Source organism: Desulfogranum marinum (assembly GCF_963675105.2).
In the GTDB taxonomy this organism is placed as follows: domain Bacteria; phylum Desulfobacterota; class Desulfobulbia; order Desulfobulbales; family Desulfobulbaceae; genus Desulfogranum; species Desulfogranum marinum.
In genome coordinates this window covers 634,337-651,036 of sequence record NZ_CAXXRO010000002.1, presented here as the reverse complement: position 1 = coordinate 651,036, position 16,700 = coordinate 634,337, and the positions used below count along the sequence as shown (strand labels likewise).

Annotated in this window: 16 protein-coding genes; 9 read left to right on the top strand and 7 right to left on the bottom strand. The window is 45.4% G+C overall.

The genetic code is table 11. The features are described from left to right. The first annotated feature begins 30 nt into the window (after positions 1-30). The 3 genes from ACHZCY_RS03635 to ACHZCY_RS03625 all read left to right on the top strand — a co-directional run bounded on the left by ACHZCY_RS03635 (position 31) and on the right by ACHZCY_RS03625 (position 5,076). Complete coding sequence (locus tag ACHZCY_RS03635; RefSeq protein WP_319547877.1) at positions 31-1,347, top strand: efflux RND transporter periplasmic adaptor subunit; 1,317 nt, start codon at positions 31-33, stop codon at positions 1,345-1,347. Then, positions 1,344-4,478, top strand: coding sequence for an efflux RND transporter permease subunit (locus ACHZCY_RS03630; protein ID WP_319547876.1), 3,135 nt, complete (start codon positions 1,344-1,346; stop codon positions 4,476-4,478). The genes ACHZCY_RS03635 and ACHZCY_RS03630 overlap by 4 nt, the downstream gene beginning before the upstream one ends. Before the next feature lie 127 nt (positions 4,479-4,605). Beyond that, the gene (locus ACHZCY_RS03625) at positions 4,606-5,076 is read left to right on the top strand and encodes a pyridoxamine 5'-phosphate oxidase family protein (RefSeq protein WP_319547875.1); all 471 of its coding nucleotides are present in this window, start codon (positions 4,606-4,608) and stop codon (positions 5,074-5,076) included. A gap of 14 nt (positions 5,077-5,090) precedes the next feature. Here ACHZCY_RS03625 and ACHZCY_RS03620 read toward each other — a convergent pair whose 3' ends face one another. The 4 genes from ACHZCY_RS03620 to ACHZCY_RS03605 all read right to left on the bottom strand — a co-directional run bounded on the left by ACHZCY_RS03620 (position 5,091) and on the right by ACHZCY_RS03605 (position 7,495). Beyond that, a complete protein-coding gene (locus ACHZCY_RS03620) occupies positions 5,091-5,870 on the bottom strand; it encodes a carbon-nitrogen family hydrolase (RefSeq protein WP_319547874.1) in 780 nt (259 codons plus the stop codon). A gap of 7 nt (positions 5,871-5,877) precedes the next feature. Further along, on the bottom strand, positions 5,878-6,375 hold the full coding sequence (locus tag ACHZCY_RS03615; RefSeq protein WP_319547873.1) for a DUF2848 family protein: 498 nt from the start codon (positions 6,373-6,375) through the stop codon (positions 5,878-5,880). After that, positions 6,359-6,571 carry a hypothetical protein gene (locus ACHZCY_RS03610; protein WP_319547872.1) on the bottom strand — a complete coding sequence of 71 codons (213 nt, stop codon included), beginning with the start codon at positions 6,569-6,571 and terminating at the stop codon, positions 6,359-6,361. The genes ACHZCY_RS03615 and ACHZCY_RS03610 overlap by 17 nt, the downstream gene beginning before the upstream one ends. A 252-nt stretch (positions 6,572-6,823) precedes the next feature. Next, positions 6,824-7,495, bottom strand: coding sequence for a GntR family transcriptional regulator (locus ACHZCY_RS03605; RefSeq protein WP_205221936.1), 672 nt, complete (start codon positions 7,493-7,495; stop codon positions 6,824-6,826). A 358-nt stretch (positions 7,496-7,853) separates the two neighbouring features. On the opposite strand from ACHZCY_RS03605, the gene ACHZCY_RS03600 reads away from it, so the two are divergent. From ACHZCY_RS03600 to ACHZCY_RS03575, 6 genes are all read left to right on the top strand, one after another. Next, a complete protein-coding gene (locus ACHZCY_RS03600; RefSeq protein ID WP_319547871.1) occupies positions 7,854-8,639 on the top strand; it encodes a LamB/YcsF family protein in 786 nt (261 codons plus the stop codon). Beyond that, entirely contained in the window at positions 8,632-9,348 is a 717-nt protein-coding gene (pxpB, locus tag ACHZCY_RS03595) for a 5-oxoprolinase subunit PxpB (protein ID WP_319547870.1), read from the top strand. The genes ACHZCY_RS03600 and pxpB overlap by 8 nt, the downstream gene beginning before the upstream one ends. Next, positions 9,348-10,388 carry a 5-oxoprolinase subunit C family protein gene (locus tag ACHZCY_RS03590; protein WP_319547869.1) on the top strand — a complete coding sequence of 347 codons (1,041 nt, stop codon included), beginning with the start codon at positions 9,348-9,350 and terminating at the stop codon, positions 10,386-10,388. The genes pxpB and ACHZCY_RS03590 overlap by 1 nt, the downstream gene beginning before the upstream one ends. Before the next feature lie 116 nt (positions 10,389-10,504). Beyond that, on the top strand, positions 10,505-11,485 hold the full coding sequence (locus ACHZCY_RS03585) for a TRAP transporter substrate-binding protein (protein ID WP_319547868.1): 981 nt from the start codon (positions 10,505-10,507) through the stop codon (positions 11,483-11,485). Then, positions 11,485-11,976: a TRAP transporter small permease subunit gene (locus tag ACHZCY_RS03580; protein ID WP_319547867.1), complete on the top strand. Its 492-nt coding sequence runs from the start codon at positions 11,485-11,487 to the stop codon at positions 11,974-11,976. The genes ACHZCY_RS03585 and ACHZCY_RS03580 overlap by 1 nt, the downstream gene beginning before the upstream one ends. After that, complete coding sequence (locus ACHZCY_RS03575) at positions 11,958-13,292, top strand: TRAP transporter large permease (protein WP_205221966.1); 1,335 nt, start codon at positions 11,958-11,960, stop codon at positions 13,290-13,292. The genes ACHZCY_RS03580 and ACHZCY_RS03575 overlap by 19 nt, the downstream gene beginning before the upstream one ends. Positions 13,293-13,552: 260 nt before the next feature. Here ACHZCY_RS03575 and ACHZCY_RS03570 read toward each other — a convergent pair whose 3' ends face one another. From ACHZCY_RS03570 to ACHZCY_RS03560, 3 genes are read right to left on the bottom strand one after another with little or no spacing between them, the layout of a single operon-like run. Then, positions 13,553-14,638, bottom strand: coding sequence for a sensor histidine kinase (locus ACHZCY_RS03570; protein ID WP_319547866.1), 1,086 nt, complete (start codon positions 14,636-14,638; stop codon positions 13,553-13,555). A 38-nt stretch (positions 14,639-14,676) separates the two neighbouring features. Continuing rightward, the gene (locus ACHZCY_RS03565; protein ID WP_319547865.1) at positions 14,677-15,303 is read right to left on the bottom strand and encodes a cobalamin B12-binding domain-containing protein; all 627 of its coding nucleotides are present in this window, start codon (positions 15,301-15,303) and stop codon (positions 14,677-14,679) included. 30 nt (positions 15,304-15,333) lie between these two features. Continuing rightward, entirely contained in the window at positions 15,334-16,599 is a 1,266-nt protein-coding gene (locus ACHZCY_RS03560; RefSeq protein WP_319547864.1) for a biliverdin-producing heme oxygenase, read from the bottom strand. Positions 16,600-16,700: the final 101 nt, after the last annotated feature.

The window sequence follows — 16,700 nt, the reverse complement described above, 5'->3', positions numbered from 1 at the left end:
ATTATATAAGCCCTGCTACATAGGAGCACTATGAACACCAACCAATCTCGTACTGTGGAAAAAAAACGATTAGATTCCTGTTCAACAATACCACACATTAAGCAGTCCAAATTTGCTTTTTTTGTGTGGACTGTTTTCTTGCCGATGACCGTCCTTATAGCTGGTGGCTTGATTACATTGCATCTGTTTGAAACCGGCCCTCAGGCGAAACCAATGCCGCAAAGCAGGCATACCGTTTTAGTGGACACAATTCCGGCTCTGTTTGGCACATATCCAACGCTCATTAATGCTATGGGTGTGGTTAAGCCTGCTCAAACCATTGACCTCAAACCGCAGATAAGCGGAGAGGTGACTGCAATAAGTGGGCAGCTTGTCCCAGGTGGTAATTTCACCAAGGGAGATACCCTGCTCCAAATCAACCCTAAAGACTATCAACTGATCGTGCGGCAGCAGGCAAGTCAAGTCGCGCAGGCCAAAAACAACATTGAACTTGAAAAAGGTAATCAACTGGTGGCTCAAAGAGAACTAGATCTCCTGGGAGAACAAGTGTCTGAGCTTGAAAAAAGCCTGATGCTTCGCCAGCCGCAGTTGAATAATCTGAAAAATGATTTGGATGTTGCCCAAGCGAAATATGAGCAAGCCCAGCTCGACTTGGAACGAACGAAGATTATGGCACCTTTTAATGGCATGATCCAAAGCCGTGAGGTGGATATCGGAACCTGGGTGTCTTCATCTTCTTCGCTGGCCACGCTTGTCGGTACAGACAGCTATTGGGTAGAAGTATCTGTCCCGGAAAATCAACTCCAATGGATAGCTGTACCCGCTAAAGTTGGGCAACAAGGCTCTGCAGTAAAAATTTATAATCCAGCGGCCTGGGGTGCAGGGAATTTTCGGCAAGGTCAGGTAATCCAGCTTTTGCCTGCCTTAGAGAGCGAAGGACGCATGGCAAGATTACTGATTGCCGTTGATGACCCCATGGCCATCGAGCAGGCCAATAGTGATAAACCCCAGGTACTTATTGATTCATTCGTACGGGTGGAGATAGAAGGACTTCCAGTTGCAGATGCATTGGAAATTTCCAGAGAATTTCTCCATAACGGGAAAGAACTGTGGGTGTTGAAAAATGATGGAACCCTGGATGTCCGTGCAGTGACCATTGCCTTCAAAAATCAGGAAAGCGTTTTGATTACTGGAGGCATAGATGCAAAAGAAGAGTTGATTGTATCGAATCTTTCTACACCTGTGCCTGGCATGCTTCTGCGTCGTTCCACTCCTGTTGCATCAGGGATGTTAAGTGAAAATGAGACAGGTAATCAATATGTACAACACGATAATGAGAAAAAATGATGAAAGTAAAAAGCACATCATCTCAAGGGCCAATTGCATGGATGGTCAACAATGGAGTGACTTCCAACCTATTGATGATATTTCTTATTATTGGTGGTTTCCTTGTCTCTTCTACTATTAAAAAAGAGGTCTTTCCTGATTTTGAATTGGATAATGTAGCCATTAGCGTTGCTTATTCAGGGGCAAGCCCGGAGGAAGTGGAGCAGGGGATTTTGCTGGTCGTTGAGGAAGCGGTCCAGTCGGTGGAGGGCGTAAAAGAAATATCAGCCAAAGCATCTGAAGGTTCTGGTACCGTGACCGCCGAGCTGCTTGATGGTGCTGATCGGCAAAAGGTGCTCCAGGAAATCAAACAGGAAATAGATCGTATCACCACTTTTCCCGATGAATCCGAAGAACCTGTTGTGTCCTTAAGTTCCAGAAAGCGGGAAGTGTTGCAATTAAGCCTGCATGGAAAGGTCTCGGAAGCAATATTAAGAGAACTGGGTGAACAGGTGCGCGATCGACTCCTGTTGCAGCAGCAAATTTCACAGATAAGTATTGTTGGGGCAAGGGATTATGAAATTCAGGTAGAAATCAGCCAAGACCAACTGCGCGCCCATAATTTAACGTTGGCAACGGTTGCTGCAACCATCAAGACAGCCTCTGTCGAGTTGCCTGGAGGAGAAATTGAAACCACCAGCGGTGATATTCTGCTCAGGGTAAAAGACCGCCATGATTGGGCCATGGAATTCAGCCGGATTCCTATTGTGACAGGTACAAACGGCACCGTGCTGTATCTTGAAGATATTGCAACGGTCAAGGAAGGATTTGAAGAATCAGATCATGTGGTCACTTTTAACGGCAACCCAACTATTGCTCTCGACGTGTACAGAGTTGGAGACCAGACCCCAATGGGAGTCGCTGCGGCGGTGCGTACAGCCATGGCCGACATAGAGACCGATCTCCCGCCTGGTATTCAGTGGACAATAAACAGAGACCAGTCAATAGTGTACCAGCAACGGCTTGAGTTGTTACTGAAAAATGCTTTTATCGGTTTATTGCTGGTGTTGGTGTTGCTCGGTCTTTTCCTGGACTTTAAGCTTGCCTTCTGGGTGACCATGGGCATCCCGGTCTCTTTTCTCGGTGGAATGCTTTTTCTTCCCCTGTTTGATGTATCGATCAATATGATCTCCATGTTTGCCTTTATTGTGGCTTTAGGAATCGTGGTTGATGATGCAATTATCGCCGGCGAAAACATCTATGAATACAGGCAGCAGAATATGGGGTTTGTGGAGGCGGCTATACAGGGAGCAAAAGATGTTGCCGTACCCATTACTTTTAGTATCCTTACCAATATCGCAGCTTTTCTTCCGATGCTGTTTGTTCCCGGAGTTATGGGAAAGATCTGGAAGGTTATACCTATAGTTGTTGTAACGGTATTTATTGTCTCCTGGGTAGAGGCGATTTTTATCCTCCCCTCGCATCTTGGCCATAGTAAAGCCGGGGGCGGCAATATTGTCACAAAAACGCTCTACGCCTGGCAGCAAAGATTCAGTACAGGGCTACTGAAATTTATTGACAAAGGATACGGCCCTGCTCTTCATCTTTTCCTACGCAGAAGATATCTTTCGGTTGCCGCGGGGGTAGCAATTTTACTTATTGTATTGGGGTATGTCTTTAGCGGGAGAGTTGGTATCATTCTCATGCCAAGGGTTGAATCAGACTATGCCACTGTTACTGCGACCTTGCCTTACGGTAGCCCGGACAACAAGGCAATCGCTGTACGCGACAAACTTGTTGCATCGTTGGAGAACGTTGTTGAGCGCAACGGTGGCAGGAGCCTGGTTACCGATATTTTTACCCACATTGATAACAATGAGGTGAATATAACCGCCTACCTGGCAGATCAGGAACTACGCACCTTGTCAACTCGGGAAATGACAAAAATATGGCGCAAAGAGACAGGGCCGATCATCGGCCTTCAGTCTCTTCGATTTGAATTTGATAAAGGAGGGCCAGGCAGGGGGAAATCACTTTCCGTGGAACTCTCCCATCGTGATATAAGTGTACTGGATAAGGCCGGCAGCGATCTTGCCCAACAGCTTGCCGACTTTCCCCAGGTAAAGGATATTGATGATGGTTTTAATCCGGGTAAAGAACAGTTGGATTTCAAAATTACGCCGGAAGGGGAAAGCCTCGGCTTGACTGCCCAATCGATCGCAAGCCAGGTACGCAACAGTTTTCAGGGTGTTATTGCATTGAAACAGCAACGGGAGCGAAATGAGGTGTCTGTTCGAGTACGATTGCCTGAATCCCAGCGACTCAGTGAACATGCTATTGAGTCGATGTTGATCAAATCGCCGGATGGTGAGTTTGTGCCACTTAGTTATGTTGCTGAAATGGAAAGGGGCAGGGCGTATACCAGTATCAGTCGACGGGAAGGACGTCGTACTGTAACTGTCGGGGCCGATGTCGATCCTATCGGGGAAAGCAATACGATCAGTGCCGCTCTTGACAAAACTATCCTGCCGGCACTTTTACGGAAATATCCTGGTCTTTCGTATGGATATGAAGGCAGGCAGGCAGACCGAGCAGAGAGCATGCAAAGTCTGCTGTTTGGATTTTGCGGAGCAATGGTTCTTATATATTTTTTATTGGCGATTCCCTTTAAAAGCTATATACAGCCGTTTGTCGTCATGATGGCGATACCCTTTGGGCTTGTAGGGGCTGTCTTGGGACATATGATGATGGGGTATAATCTCAGTGTTATGAGTATGATGGGCATGGTGGCACTGTCTGGCGTATTGGTAAACGATTCACTGGTGCTTATTGATTTTGCCAATAAACAAATGGCAAAAGGAATACAACCGTACCAAGCTATTCATGCAGCTGGAATACGAAGGTTTCGTCCCATTGTGTTAACCACGTTGACAACCTTTGGGGGGTTGGCACCGATGATATTTGAGACCTCAAGGCAGGCACGGTTCATGATCCCAATGGCCTTGTCATTGGGATACGGGATCGTTTTTGCAACAACCATCGTTCTGGTACTTATCCCTTGTCTGTTTATGATCACGGTCGATGTAGCGGCATTGTTGAGCCGCAATAGTGTAACGGAAAAAGAGAATTGCACAGTATTGATGGACTCGTAAAAAGTCCATCGCACACTAAGGATGGCTAAGTATAAAAGTTACGACGCCATCAGTATTGCAAAATGTTGAAAGCGTATGCTGTGTAAGCTATTTTTTCTGCAAAGATAAGGGAGATGAATAGATTTTTATGAAAAATATGAGAAGGCAAGATAAACAAATGAGTTCTGTTGGTGTTGCCGATTTACTCACCCAGGCAGAATACGGCATTGTGTCAACTGTCGGAGAAGATGGGCAACCCTACGGCGTGCCCCTGAACTATGTTTTTAAGGAGAATGCGATCTACTTTCATTGTGCCTTGGTAGGACACAAGCTTGATAACATTGAGAAGAACCCTCAAGTATCTTTCTGTGTTGTAGGGGACGTGGAAGTGTTACCTGCCGAATTTTCAACTAATTTTGAAAGTGTCGTAGTTTCTGGGGTCGCGTCTGAGGTGAAGGAAACTGAGCGTTATAATGCGCTTGAATGGTTACTGGAAAAGTATTCGCCAAATTTTATGGAGGAAGGAAAAAAATATATCGAAAAACTCGATAAGGCCACAAAAGTTATAAAAATTGAAATCCAGCACATGAGTGGCAAAATGGCTCCCGCGAAAATTTAGGACAAATACCTTGCTCAATACAAATCCGGTCGTCTGTCTTGAAAAACAGGTACAGCATTTCTTATCTGTTCGACCTTGGTCACATCAATAACAACCTGCTGCACCCCCTCAACAAATTCGAATTGGACAAGTGTGCTGCCGTCAGGGCCTACTGCAGTGGAGTGGCCGGCAAAAGGTACATTGCCCATAGCTGTATTATTAGCAGCTACCAGGTAGCATTGGTTTTCAATAGCTCTTGCTTTAAGCAACGCCTGCCAGTGACTAAGCCTTACCAAGGGCCATTGGGCAGCAACAACCAAAACCTGTGCACCTTCAAGAGCTAATTTTCGTATAAATTCGCAAAAACGGATGTCATAGCAGATGGAAAAACCAAAGGTAATTCCTTCAATGTCGTGCACACAAATCGTATTACCGGCAGTTAAGTAGAGGTGTTCGTCGAGCATTGGGACCAGGTGGATTTTGTCGTAAAATGCCACCAACTGCCCTTGACGATTAATGATTTGAGCACGGTTGGTTACGCCCTCGGAGGTTTTGGCAGCTACTGATCCACCGGCAAACCAGACGCCATGTTTTTGGGCGAGGTCACCTAGAAATGTGGCCTCTTCTAATCCCTGGTCGCTTGCAATATGATCAAGCTCTTGCAGCGCATACCCAGTGGACCAGAGTTCGGGCAACACTATAACATCAGGTTTAGGGAAAAGGCCAACAGCCTGCTCGATCAGTTGGCTCATCTTTAAGTAGTTAGCCTTTTTATTCCCACTAACAATGATTGGTTGAATTATCGCAATCTGCATAAGCTGTTTAACTCCTGTCCGGTATCGAAGTTATCTGGTAGCTCTTGACTATTTCCCGTTTGAGCACAGGATCTCGCATCGAAATTTTACAGGCAGAGGTGAAAATCGTCTCGCCACCAATGATGGGAATGGTGCCGCTCAGCAATGAAGGCTGTTTCCCTGTTGGACCGTCATCTGCAATTAATTTGAGGAGTTCGGTGAATTGGAGTATTTGGCCAAGGGGCCCTGCCTGATAGGCAATCCACTCACCATTTTGGAATACTTGGGAGTGGATCTCGATTTGATCCCAATGTCCGGCAACATCATCTACTTTCCAAAAAATATCGCCTAGTACTTTGTCGCATATCTGTTTTGCCTTCCCGACAGATACGGCTTCCGATTCGCGATCGATATGATCACCGGCAACGTTTATGTAGAGGGTACCTTCTGTATCTTTGGCCAAGAAAAATTCTACTTCCGGGCTTGTTTGATTACCAACAAACAACACGTTATCCGCATTTGTCAATCTTACAGGACAGATCCAGTACAGTGCTGGGGTAGCATAGGGGGAGGGCGCCCATTATTTTTAACTCATCAATATGCGTTTGTACACTCTCTTGGTCGCGACCTGTATACCCTGAAGCGACACAACTATCCATACCAAGGGTAATACCTTGGGGTTCACTGCTGATGTAATCTACATCTGCGTGATATGTAAACATGTGCATCACCATTAGCGTAAGGTGTGAATAAGACAAAAGTTAACGTTCCCAATGCCTTGAGCGAAAAACGAATTTGCGGGGCCCTTGTAACCGTCATTAATAGAGTTGAGCATCTTTGCCCAACTTCTGGAAATAGGCTACCAGGTAGAGCCTTCTTTTTCTGCTGTGCTTTCTATCGCGGATGGTAAAGGAAAGGGGTGGCTATGCAAAAAAGATTAAAGGGGTATCATTGCTTTCCTTGACTTACATCCTTTATCCGACCAGAAAACCCACGATTCTGGTTTTAAATGCCTCGGCATGGAGATCAATAATGTGCTTAAGCCGTTCGATGTCGCGGGTCTTGAGCAAATCAATAATTTGCTGGTGTTCGTCAATCACTGTCCGGTAATGTTCGCTAAGACTTTTCCGGTCATTAATCCGATTACCAAAGGAAAGATAGGCCAGCCGCCTGGTTTCACACTGGACTGCTGTAATACCATGGATCAGATACTCATTGTGGGAACACTCAGCGTAGGCCAGGTGAAAGCTATAGTTTTCCTTGACCATTGCCAACGTGTCATATGCTTCGGCTGCTTTTTCTAAATTTTGGTTGGCCACCGCCATTTTCTCTAGTTGAGTTTCAATCTCCTTGGTTGCTGCCAGGTCTGCAACTCCTTTTTCAAGAATTGCCAATGTTTCAAAGACCGCCCTGGTGGACTGGAGGGTAACCGGCCTGACTGTGAATCCCTTGCCTGATTTGGACTCAACCATCATGTTTATCTCCAGACGCATTAATGCCTCGCGAATGGGGGTCCGCCCTATACTAAGGGCTTCCATGAGGTACTTTTCTTCAAGTTGCTGTCCAGGCTGAAACTCGGTGGTCATTATCTGTTGAAAAATCTTGTCGTACGCGATCTCTACCTTTGACAACTTACGTTTGGTCATCTTGCCTCTTCACCCCTTTTCCTCTTTAGTTACTCTAAGGTAAAGAGTATCATACCACAATGCATGTAAATTTAAAGAGATAGGGTGAAATAATGCTTATGAATATAAATCAAATATATTTAGATTGCGTTTGAGCATATATTTAGTATTATTTTATCTATAAATGACGACCTGACGTGTTCAGGCCGGCACCTCGCCACCTGAAATTGCCTCTAAACAGTCAATTATCCTTGTAAGCAATTTTTTTTATTGGGTCATTCCAATGAGTTGGTTTAATATCAGGTTTTAACCAAATTTTGCCATATCTCATATTCTCAGGCTACACACACCACTCACTTAGCAAAGGGAGAGCGCTACTATGAAACAGATTGACCTCAATTGCGATATGGGAGAAAGTTTCGGTGCTTACCAGATGGGAGCCGATGATGAGGTCATGCCGCATATCACTTCGGCAAACATTGCCTGTGGATGGCATGCTGGTGATCCTATGGTTATGGATCGTACCATTCGTATGGCAATTGCACACAACGTCAATACCGGTGCGCATCCAGGCTATCCCGATCTCATGGGTTTTGGTCGTAGGCCAATGAATCTCACCCCTGTGGAAATTCGCAATTACATTATATATCAGGTAGGCGCACTTCAGGGTTTCTGCAATGTTCATAATACCAGGGTCAGTCATGTAAAACCCCATGGCAGCCTCTACCTCAAAGCCGTTGAAAACGAAGACATCGCCAAATCGATTGCTGAAGGAATTGTCAGCGTCAGTTCGGATATTGCCTTTATTGCCCTGGCCGGCGAAAAGGGAAAGATCATGGCAAAGGTAGGGGAGGAGTTCGGACTCCGTGTTATATACGAAGCTTTTCCGGATAGGGCATATACCCCCGATGGTAATCTTGCCCCCCGTGGCCAGGAGGGTTCTGTCAAGACCGATCCTTCCGAAATCGCAGAACGTGCTTTGATGATGGCAGAAGAAGGGAAGATTGTCGATACGGCGGGCAATATCATCGAAATCGAAATTGAAACACTGTGTTTGCACGGAGATACAATCCATGCGGGAACCCTGGTGAGAACTATCCGGAAAACTTTGGAAAAAGCAGGTATAAATGTGAAACCAGCGCTTGATCCTTGGCAAAATGGATAAAGAAAAGCAACATACCATATTTTCTCAACCTGTTTTTCGGCATGTGGGAGAAAGAGGGTTACTGATCGAATTCAGTGCTGAGATTGATCTGGAAACCAATCAAAAAATACATGCCTTCTGCAGATTACTTGAAGATGATTTACCTGAGGGGATTGTCGAAATAATACCCTCGTACAGATCTTTGGTTTTAGTGTATGAGCCACTGGTAGTCGATATGCCCAAGTTACAGGAAAAGCTTGTGATCCTGTATGGTGATGTGGAAAGCGCTACAGACTTGAATGCTGAAATAGTTGAAATTCCAGTGTGCTATGGCGGGGAATTTGGAGAAGATCTGGAGTACGTGGCAACCCACAATGGATTGTCCGTCGATCAAGTGATCAGCATACATTCGGGAACAGTGTATCCAGTTTACATGATCGGATTTACGCCGGGTTTTCCTTATCTTGGCGGTCTTTCAGAAAAACTGCATACGCCACGGCTTGCAACGCCAAGAACGCTTGTTCCTGCAGGATCAGTAGGCATCGCTAACAATCAAACCGGTATTTATCCCATTGACAGTCCCGGTGGATGGCAATTAATAGGGAGATGCCCTTATAAACTTTTTGATCCGCTTCGCTCTAACCCTTTTCTTGTCAAAGCAGGTGATCAACTTCGCTTCATCCCTGTTTCCCGGCAAGATTTTTTTGCATTACAAACTGAAACGACCTGATGCCTGCAGCGTTTAAAATTAGCCGGCCTGGAGCATACTCCACTGTCCAGGATCTCGGTAGATTCGGATACCAGCGTTACGGAGTGCCCCCCAGCGGCGCGTTGGACAGGTTTGCGGCGCAAACAGTAAATGTATTGTTAGGCAATCATGAAAACTGTGCTGTGCTGGAAATGACCATGAGCGGGCCGGTTCTTGAAATACTGGCTCCATGCACACTGGCTGTCACCGGTGCAGCCATGCCCATCACACTCAACGCTACCATCGTCAAAAACTGGTCATCTTTTCCAGTTGTCAAAGGTGATGTTGTGACGATTGGGCATGCTGAGGCTGGTTGTCGAGCCTACCTAGGCATTAATGGTGGAATAGATGTACCGGTAATTATGGGGAGTCGCTCCTGCTATACAGACGGCCGATTGGGCGGGCATGAAGGACGTCCTCTTTTGGCCGGCGATACATTGGCTTCCTGCGAACAGCAGATAGATAGAGATACGTTCGAAAATAGAGTTATTCCTGTGGCCTATAGACCAACGTACAGCTCTCACTGGGAGCTCCGTGCTATTCCAGGTCCACAAGATGATTATTTCGATCAGGGATTGGAGCTTTTTTTCAGTCAACAATTCACCATTACCCCACAGGCTAATCGGATGGGGTACAGACTGAAAGGACCTACGATAGAACGTAAAAAAACAATGCCGGCAAGTATTATTTCTGAACCAAGTCTTCCCGGTGGAGTGCAGATTCCAGAAGGAGGTGATCCCATAATCCTGCTTTCTGAACAAACTGTTGGCGGTTACGCAAAAATTGCAACCGTCATACGAGACGATATCGCTAAAATCGCACAGGCAATGCCGGGGGACACTATCCGATTCCGGAAAGTTTCCATTGAAGAAGCTCGCGATATTGAGCGGAAAAACAAAGAATTGCTCAGTTTACTACAAGACGAATATAGTGGTGAGCAATCATTTGCCGTCTTGGGCAAACAGTATTATAAAAGTGAGATATTCAACGAGAAGATTATGAACTTCCTCCGCCAGATATAGCGAGTCAGGAAAAGGAAGCGAACAACCACACTTCAGGTCGTAAGTAGAGTTCACACGTACTGATCCTTAACCTTCATATACATTCAGTCAATCCTCAACACAGGAGTACGCACTTCATGAACAGATTGAAAACGTTGTTAGCTGTTACAGCCCTTGTCTTTTTTTCTGCCGGTGCAGTTTCGGCCGCCCCCACAAAACTCGACCTTAATGCAGTGTACGGCGCGACAAGCTTCCACACCCAAGGTGCTATGGATTTCGCCAAACGAGTGGAAACCCATACCAATGGTTCCGTGCTCATAACCGTTCATCCCGGCGGCAGCCTAGGTTTTAAGGGACCGGAACTGCTTAAGGTCGTGAAAGACGGACAGGTTCCGATGTCAGACATCCTCATGGGCGTAGTGGCAGGGAGCTCACACGTCTTCGGCGTAAGCTCTTTGCCGCGCCTTGTTAGATCCTACGATGATGCCCGTGCCCTGTATAACGATATCAGGCCGCTCTACGAAAAGGCTGCTACCAAATGGAATCAGAAGTTACTCTATGCCGCACCATGGCCACCTAGTGGACTTGTCACCAAAAAGGTTATCAACAGTGCCGCCGACATACAAGGTATCAAGACTCGCACCTATGATAAAAACGGGGCGGAATTTCTCAAAGCAATGGGCGGCATGCCGCTGTCAATGCCTTGGGGGGAAGTGTATGCTTCTTTGCGCACAGGTATGATCGATTCCGTACTTACTTCTTCTGAATCTGCCAAAAACGGGAAGTTCTGGGAAGTTCTCAGTAATTTTAAACCCATTAATTACGCCTACCCATTGAACATGGTCACCATTAATCTCGATTACTGGAATGCACTGACTCCTGAGCAGCAGGAAGCAATGGTGAAAGCCGCAGAGGAAACGGAGACCGCGCAGTGGAAAAATTCCCAGGCAAGAAGTGAAGAGGCTCTGCAAACTATTAAAGAAAAGGGTATTTCTGTGTCCATGGAAGATGCTGCCTTTACCGCAGAACTGGATGCTGCTGCTGCTCAGATCCAGCAAAAGTTTCTGGAAAAGGCTAAAAAAGCTGAAGCCGCTGTTCTTGGAAAATACATAAAGTAATGAAAAAGCTCATTGCTATCATTGAGTCAATTTCACGGGCCGGAGGGTATGTCTCCGGCCTGTTTATGATCCTGATTGTGCTCCTTATAGTGGTTGAAATCGTAGCACGTACCGTGTTTAACGCTTCAACCCTGATCAGCGACGAGTACAGCGCTTATTTTTTTGTGGCTGTTGTCATGTCGGGTCTCGCCTTTTCCATGAAAGAGGGCGCTCATATCCGAATCAGTATTGTCAGAAGCAGATTATCTCAAGAGGGGCAACATATTTTAGATTTGCTGGTTTTACTGATTGCCCTTGTCCTATCCTGCTTTGCCCTGTATCACTCGGTGCTGATGACCTATGATGTCTGGGATTTGGGTATGACTGCTGATTCGATCTCCGAAACACCTATTTTTATTCCCCAGCTGGTTATCCCTGTGGGCCTGTTGCTCTTCATCCTGCAACTGGCAAGCGGTTTCCTGAGGAGGCTGTTATCATTTCCGACCCGTTAATCCTGACCTTTGCCTTGTTCGGAATCATGTTTTTACTGCTGCTGTCCGGATTGTGGATAGGATTTTCACTGATGGCTTCAGGTGTGGCAGGTATGCTTCTGTTTGATCTCAACCTGCCGCCGACTATTTCTATTTGGGACAAAATTGGTGGTCTACTTGCAAATTCTATTTGGAACAGTACCAACTCCTGGTCGTTGACAGCCTTGCCCCTTTTTATCCTGATGGGAGAAATCCTGTACCGGACCCAGATTTCCACTCGCCTGCTTAATGGCCTACAACCATGGTTGTCAAATATCCCGGGGAGGCTGCTTCATATTAATGTTGTCGCCTGCTCGCTTTTTGCTGCGGTTTCAGGATCCAGCGCTGCCACCACTGCAACGGTAGGGAAGATAACCTTGGATGAGCTCTCGAAAAGAGGCTATGACAGGAGCATTGCCATCGGCTCTTTAGCTGGTGCAGGTACGCTTGGATTTCTGATTCCGCCCAGCCTGATCATGATTATCTATGGTATCCTTTCGGACACCTCCATTGGTAAGCTGTTTATTGCCGGTGTGGTCCCCGGCTTGTTGCTGGCTTCTGCATATGCACTGTATATTGCAATACGGGCCATCATCAATCCAGGCGTCATGCCGGAGGATCAGGAAAAATATACGCTGCGAGATAAAATTAAATCCTCACAGGAATTGTTTCCAGTCCTGCTGCTTATCTTTATTGTTCTTGGTGGAATCTACATGGGGATAACCACCCCTACGGAAGCTGCGGCAATAGGTGTTGTCGGTGCCTTTGGGCTTGCCCTTTGGTTTAAAAATCTGACTGTAGCCAATTTTAGGCAAGCCGTACTTTCCGCAGTGAAAACAACCTCGATGATCTCGTTTATTATCGTCGGTGCGGCATTTCTTTCTCAGGTGGTGGGATTTGTAGGGATTGCAAGGGCGCTGAGTTTGTATATATCAGGGCTTGGCCTTTCGCCATATCTTTTGATTTTTGTCGTGGCTATCATGTACCTCATTCTGGGTATGATTCTTGACGGCATTTCCATCGTGGTCATGACCTTGCCCATTGTCCTGCCAATTATTATTGCTGCCGGCTTTGATCCGCTTTGGTTTGGTATTTTTCTTGTTTTTATGGTGGAGTTATCGCAAATAACGCCGCCGGTAGGATTCAGTATCTTTGTGATAGAAGGCATTTCCAACGAAAAAGTAGGCAATATTCTTAAGGCTACTTTTCCCTTTTTTTTGATTATGATTTTGATGGTGATCATGATCACTGCCTTTCCTGAGATTGTTTCCTTCTTACCTAATAAAATGGTTGAATAAGCTCTGTGCGGGGTATCTTTCGTACCCTGCATAGTAGTCCTTTAAACACCATATAAAGCGACATGCAATACTTCCCTTACAAGCTCCATACTCAGCTGATGTAGTGGGAAAATAAGCAAAACCATTTGAGAGAAAAGGGTGGAGAGGATTTGTTTGAAAAAACGACTTCTACTCGTAACATCAACGAATAACGATTCGTACAACACTATTCATGTATGTGTTAGAAATTTAACGGATACCGCTTGTAGATTATTCTAAGTCTATTTTTTATTCAAATATACGATAAAGCATGTACCTCTGCCTTCCTCACTTTCAGCGACAATTTTACCTTGATGAGCGTCGATTATTTTACGAGATATTGTTAGTCCCAAACCAGTGCTTTTTTCGCTTCCCGTCTTGGTTGAACTGCTTCTAGAGAAAGGACTAAAGATCTTTTTTATTGCCTCCCGGCTCATGCCATCCCCTCTATCCTCCACCGAAAAAAGAATTTTGTTTTCCGTTTCCTGTAAGGCAACACACACAGTTGTGCCAAGCGGTGCATGTTCAATGGCATTGCCGATCAGGTTACTCATAACCTGTTCTATTTTATCTGCGTCCACTGGAATTTGTGAAAGTCCCGTCTGGATCTTCACGTCCAGATCGACCCTTTTTTTACTCGCTGGAATCCTTGCCGAAACAAGACTCTTTTCCAATATCTCTGCAGGGTTCACCTGGGTGATGTTGAGATTAAAGTGCCCAGCTTCAATGGCGCTGACATCGAGGAAGTCATTGACCAGTCGTTTCATGAATAGGGCGGAATTTTCAATTTTGTTGAGAAAACCGGTATGTTCGCTGTTAAGCTGCTCACTGGTTTCATCAAGCAAAAACTCAGTGTACGTAAGGATCACCGATATAGGTTTACGCAGGTCGTGGGTTGCCATTCCTAAAAATTGATTTTTGACGCTGTTGAGATGAGCGAGCTGGGCGTTTTTCTTCTGGAGCGAGCGTGTTAGATTGTTCAATTCTTGATTAGCACGGAGTAATTCCGAACGGAGGAGCTCTAGCTCTTCTGCGTCGCTTTTCCCAAATACCAGGATGGCATCGTTTACCCTGCGAAAGGTGAAAAGATATGATCTCGGCAATGAATTCGGTATGTTGAGATGGAGAAGATGATGCGTATCGCTTTTATGGATATACTTTTCCAGCGTGAATGATTGCTGGAAGTCAACAAGTAACTCCTCAAAGTTGTCACCAACAATGTTCGCACCCAGAAGTTTCCTGCAATATTTATTGATCGATAGTACTACCCCCCCTTCATTCAGCAAGAAATAAAGGATTGGCGCATCATCTTGAAAATATTTGAGCACAATCTCCGATTGTGGCTGGGTAAGGGACATAGAGACAATTATATGTTTTTTTCCAACTGAGCAAGTGACTCTAGGTAGTGCGTACCTGAATACTTTTTCAGCGCACTTGTTCCACCACATATAAAAGCATGGCCGCCGACAAGGATATCGCTATTTGGATAATGAGAACACACTGCGTCAAGAGTTGTTTCCAGGGCCGGTAGGTTGAAGTAGATGGCCAGAGACAAACCAATCAAATCAGGTTTGACCTCATCAATACATTGCAGCAACTCATCAACCGGGGTGTTGGCACCGAGAAAGTGTGCATCCCAGCCATGAAATTCCAATATATCCGCTACCATCTTGCCGCCAATTTGGTGGTATTCGTTTGCAGTGCAGGATATAACAACCTTTTTGGCTGATTGACTGCCGGATACGAGGTGCGGGTAACTGAGGCTGAGCATATTTTCGGTTATTGCTGTTGCCAGGTGCTCCCTGGCGACACTTATTTTATTCATTTCCCAGAGTTCGCCGATCCTGTACATGCTCTTCTGAAAGAGTTGGGTATAGAGCTCCCGTATGTTTATTTTGTTTTCAAGAAGATTCGTGACAATGTTGAGACATGCTCCCCTGTCACCATTAAGGATTGCATGGAGATAGGCTTGATAGAGTTCATCTTTAATCATCTTCTATCCTTAGTCTGTTTAGGTCGGCTACTACTCTGAAACTATGCTTGTTGCCTTGTTGATAGTTTTTTCAACAGCAGCAATCCAGCCATCGGGGAAACGATCGCTATCAACCAGCCATTTGTGTAAACTGTTGAGTGCTTCGGGGATACCATTGTTTTCATCTACCACTGCGCTGACCAGTAGAAAGCCAATTTTTTTATATTCATTTCTCATGTCTAATTCTACAAATTGATCAAACTCTTCGGCCAAGTTCCTGAAAATTTGTTCCTCAATTTTTTTAAGTCTATTGAGTTTGAGTCTGTCTGCAGAGATGAGCAGTTTTTGATAGAGCCCTTTGTTTTCAGGGACAGCTGTTGTTAGCTCCTGAGACAGGTAATACAGGAGGGATTCTAACAGTAGAGACGGCATTCCTCTAGCAGCGAGCACCCGGCAAAGCCAGTCAATCTGTTTTTGCAGAGCAATTTGGTCAAGAGCTGTAAGGGTAGCCAGCCAACAAGTGTCACTGTCACTAAAACGCTTCCCCCTTTTTCCGTAGCGCTTTTCATAATAGGGGTACTCGCTCCAGCAGCGGTTACTGGCGTTTAGCGCTGCTTGAATTTCTCTTTTGTCAGTAGGGATAGGATGATTGCCGGCTTCCGGGTTGATTCGGGCAACATGAAAAGTGTTGTTGGATTTCTTCAAAGGAAACAAGCTGCGGTAAAGCTTTTCCAAACCAATGAATGTTTCGTGAGCCCCTTCAATAATAGGAGGGTACAATGCAGGAGTACTAATAACTCTATTCATTTTGTCGGCAAATTGTTGCCAATGAATTCTAACTTTGTCTTTATAGCCGGCGTAATATTGACTGCCATTGAGTCCTCCTAAGTGATAACTTTCGGTGATATCAGGCTGATGCATATAATTGCCCAATGTCGAGCCTTCCATTACGTAAAGATATCCTAAAAGAGAGAGAGGGCGTTCAATGCTTATTAAGCGGATTTTTTCCACCATAGACAGAGCCGAGTCGATAGAAGGGATGTTGTCTGAGCAGACCCTAGGTTCGAAAAAGAGAAGGTCCTCTAAAAGGAGGGGAAGTTTTCTTAAATCATCATTCCAGACGCTAAGAATCTGTTGATTTGTTGAAGTGGCAAGCTGGTCTTCCAGAACACTATGGACGACGCTCAGCGCCCTAAGCTGGTTCACATAACACTCCAGAGGCAGTCGGTGTGCAATCAACTCGCAAAAATATGGCAACGATTCAAGCTTTACATGGTAGTCTGCTGTCTCCGCTTTCAATATTGCCATTATTTCCATATCTTTTTCTTTTTTAATATTCTTAATAAAGTTAGAGGGATCAGCCAAAGATAATTTTAAAATGACCGATGAAGAAAAATCTTACGCTTATAGAAAAACCT

Coding starts and splice junctions, on each gene's coding strand:
- pxpB (WP_319547870.1), top strand. CDS start 8,632: ATGGATAAAGAAAAGCAACATACCATATTTTCTCAACCTGTTTTTCGG.
- ACHZCY_RS03560 (WP_319547864.1), bottom strand. CDS start 16,599: ATGGAAATAATGGCAATATTGAAAGCGGAGACAGCAGACTACCATGTA.
- ACHZCY_RS03585 (WP_319547868.1), top strand. CDS start 10,505: ATGAACAGATTGAAAACGTTGTTAGCTGTTACAGCCCTTGTCTTTTTT.
- ACHZCY_RS03605 (WP_205221936.1), bottom strand. CDS start 7,495: ATGACCAAACGTAAGTTGTCAAAGGTAGAGATCGCGTACGACAAGATT.
- ACHZCY_RS03590 (WP_319547869.1), top strand. CDS start 9,348: ATGCCTGCAGCGTTTAAAATTAGCCGGCCTGGAGCATACTCCACTGTC.
- ACHZCY_RS03630 (WP_319547876.1), top strand. CDS start 1,344: ATGATGAAAGTAAAAAGCACATCATCTCAAGGGCCAATTGCATGGATG.
- ACHZCY_RS03625 (WP_319547875.1), top strand. CDS start 4,606: ATGAAAAATATGAGAAGGCAAGATAAACAAATGAGTTCTGTTGGTGTT.
- ACHZCY_RS03600 (WP_319547871.1), top strand. CDS start 7,854: ATGAAACAGATTGACCTCAATTGCGATATGGGAGAAAGTTTCGGTGCT.
- ACHZCY_RS03620 (WP_319547874.1), bottom strand. CDS start 5,870: ATGCAGATTGCGATAATTCAACCAATCATTGTTAGTGGGAATAAAAAG.
- ACHZCY_RS03635 (WP_319547877.1), top strand. CDS start 31: ATGAACACCAACCAATCTCGTACTGTGGAAAAAAAACGATTAGATTCC.
- ACHZCY_RS03565 (WP_319547865.1), bottom strand. CDS start 15,303: ATGATTAAAGATGAACTCTATCAAGCCTATCTCCATGCAATCCTTAAT.
- ACHZCY_RS03580 (WP_319547867.1), top strand. CDS start 11,485: ATGAAAAAGCTCATTGCTATCATTGAGTCAATTTCACGGGCCGGAGGG.
- ACHZCY_RS03610 (WP_319547872.1), bottom strand. CDS start 6,571: ATGTTTACATATCACGCAGATGTAGATTACATCAGCAGTGAACCCCAA.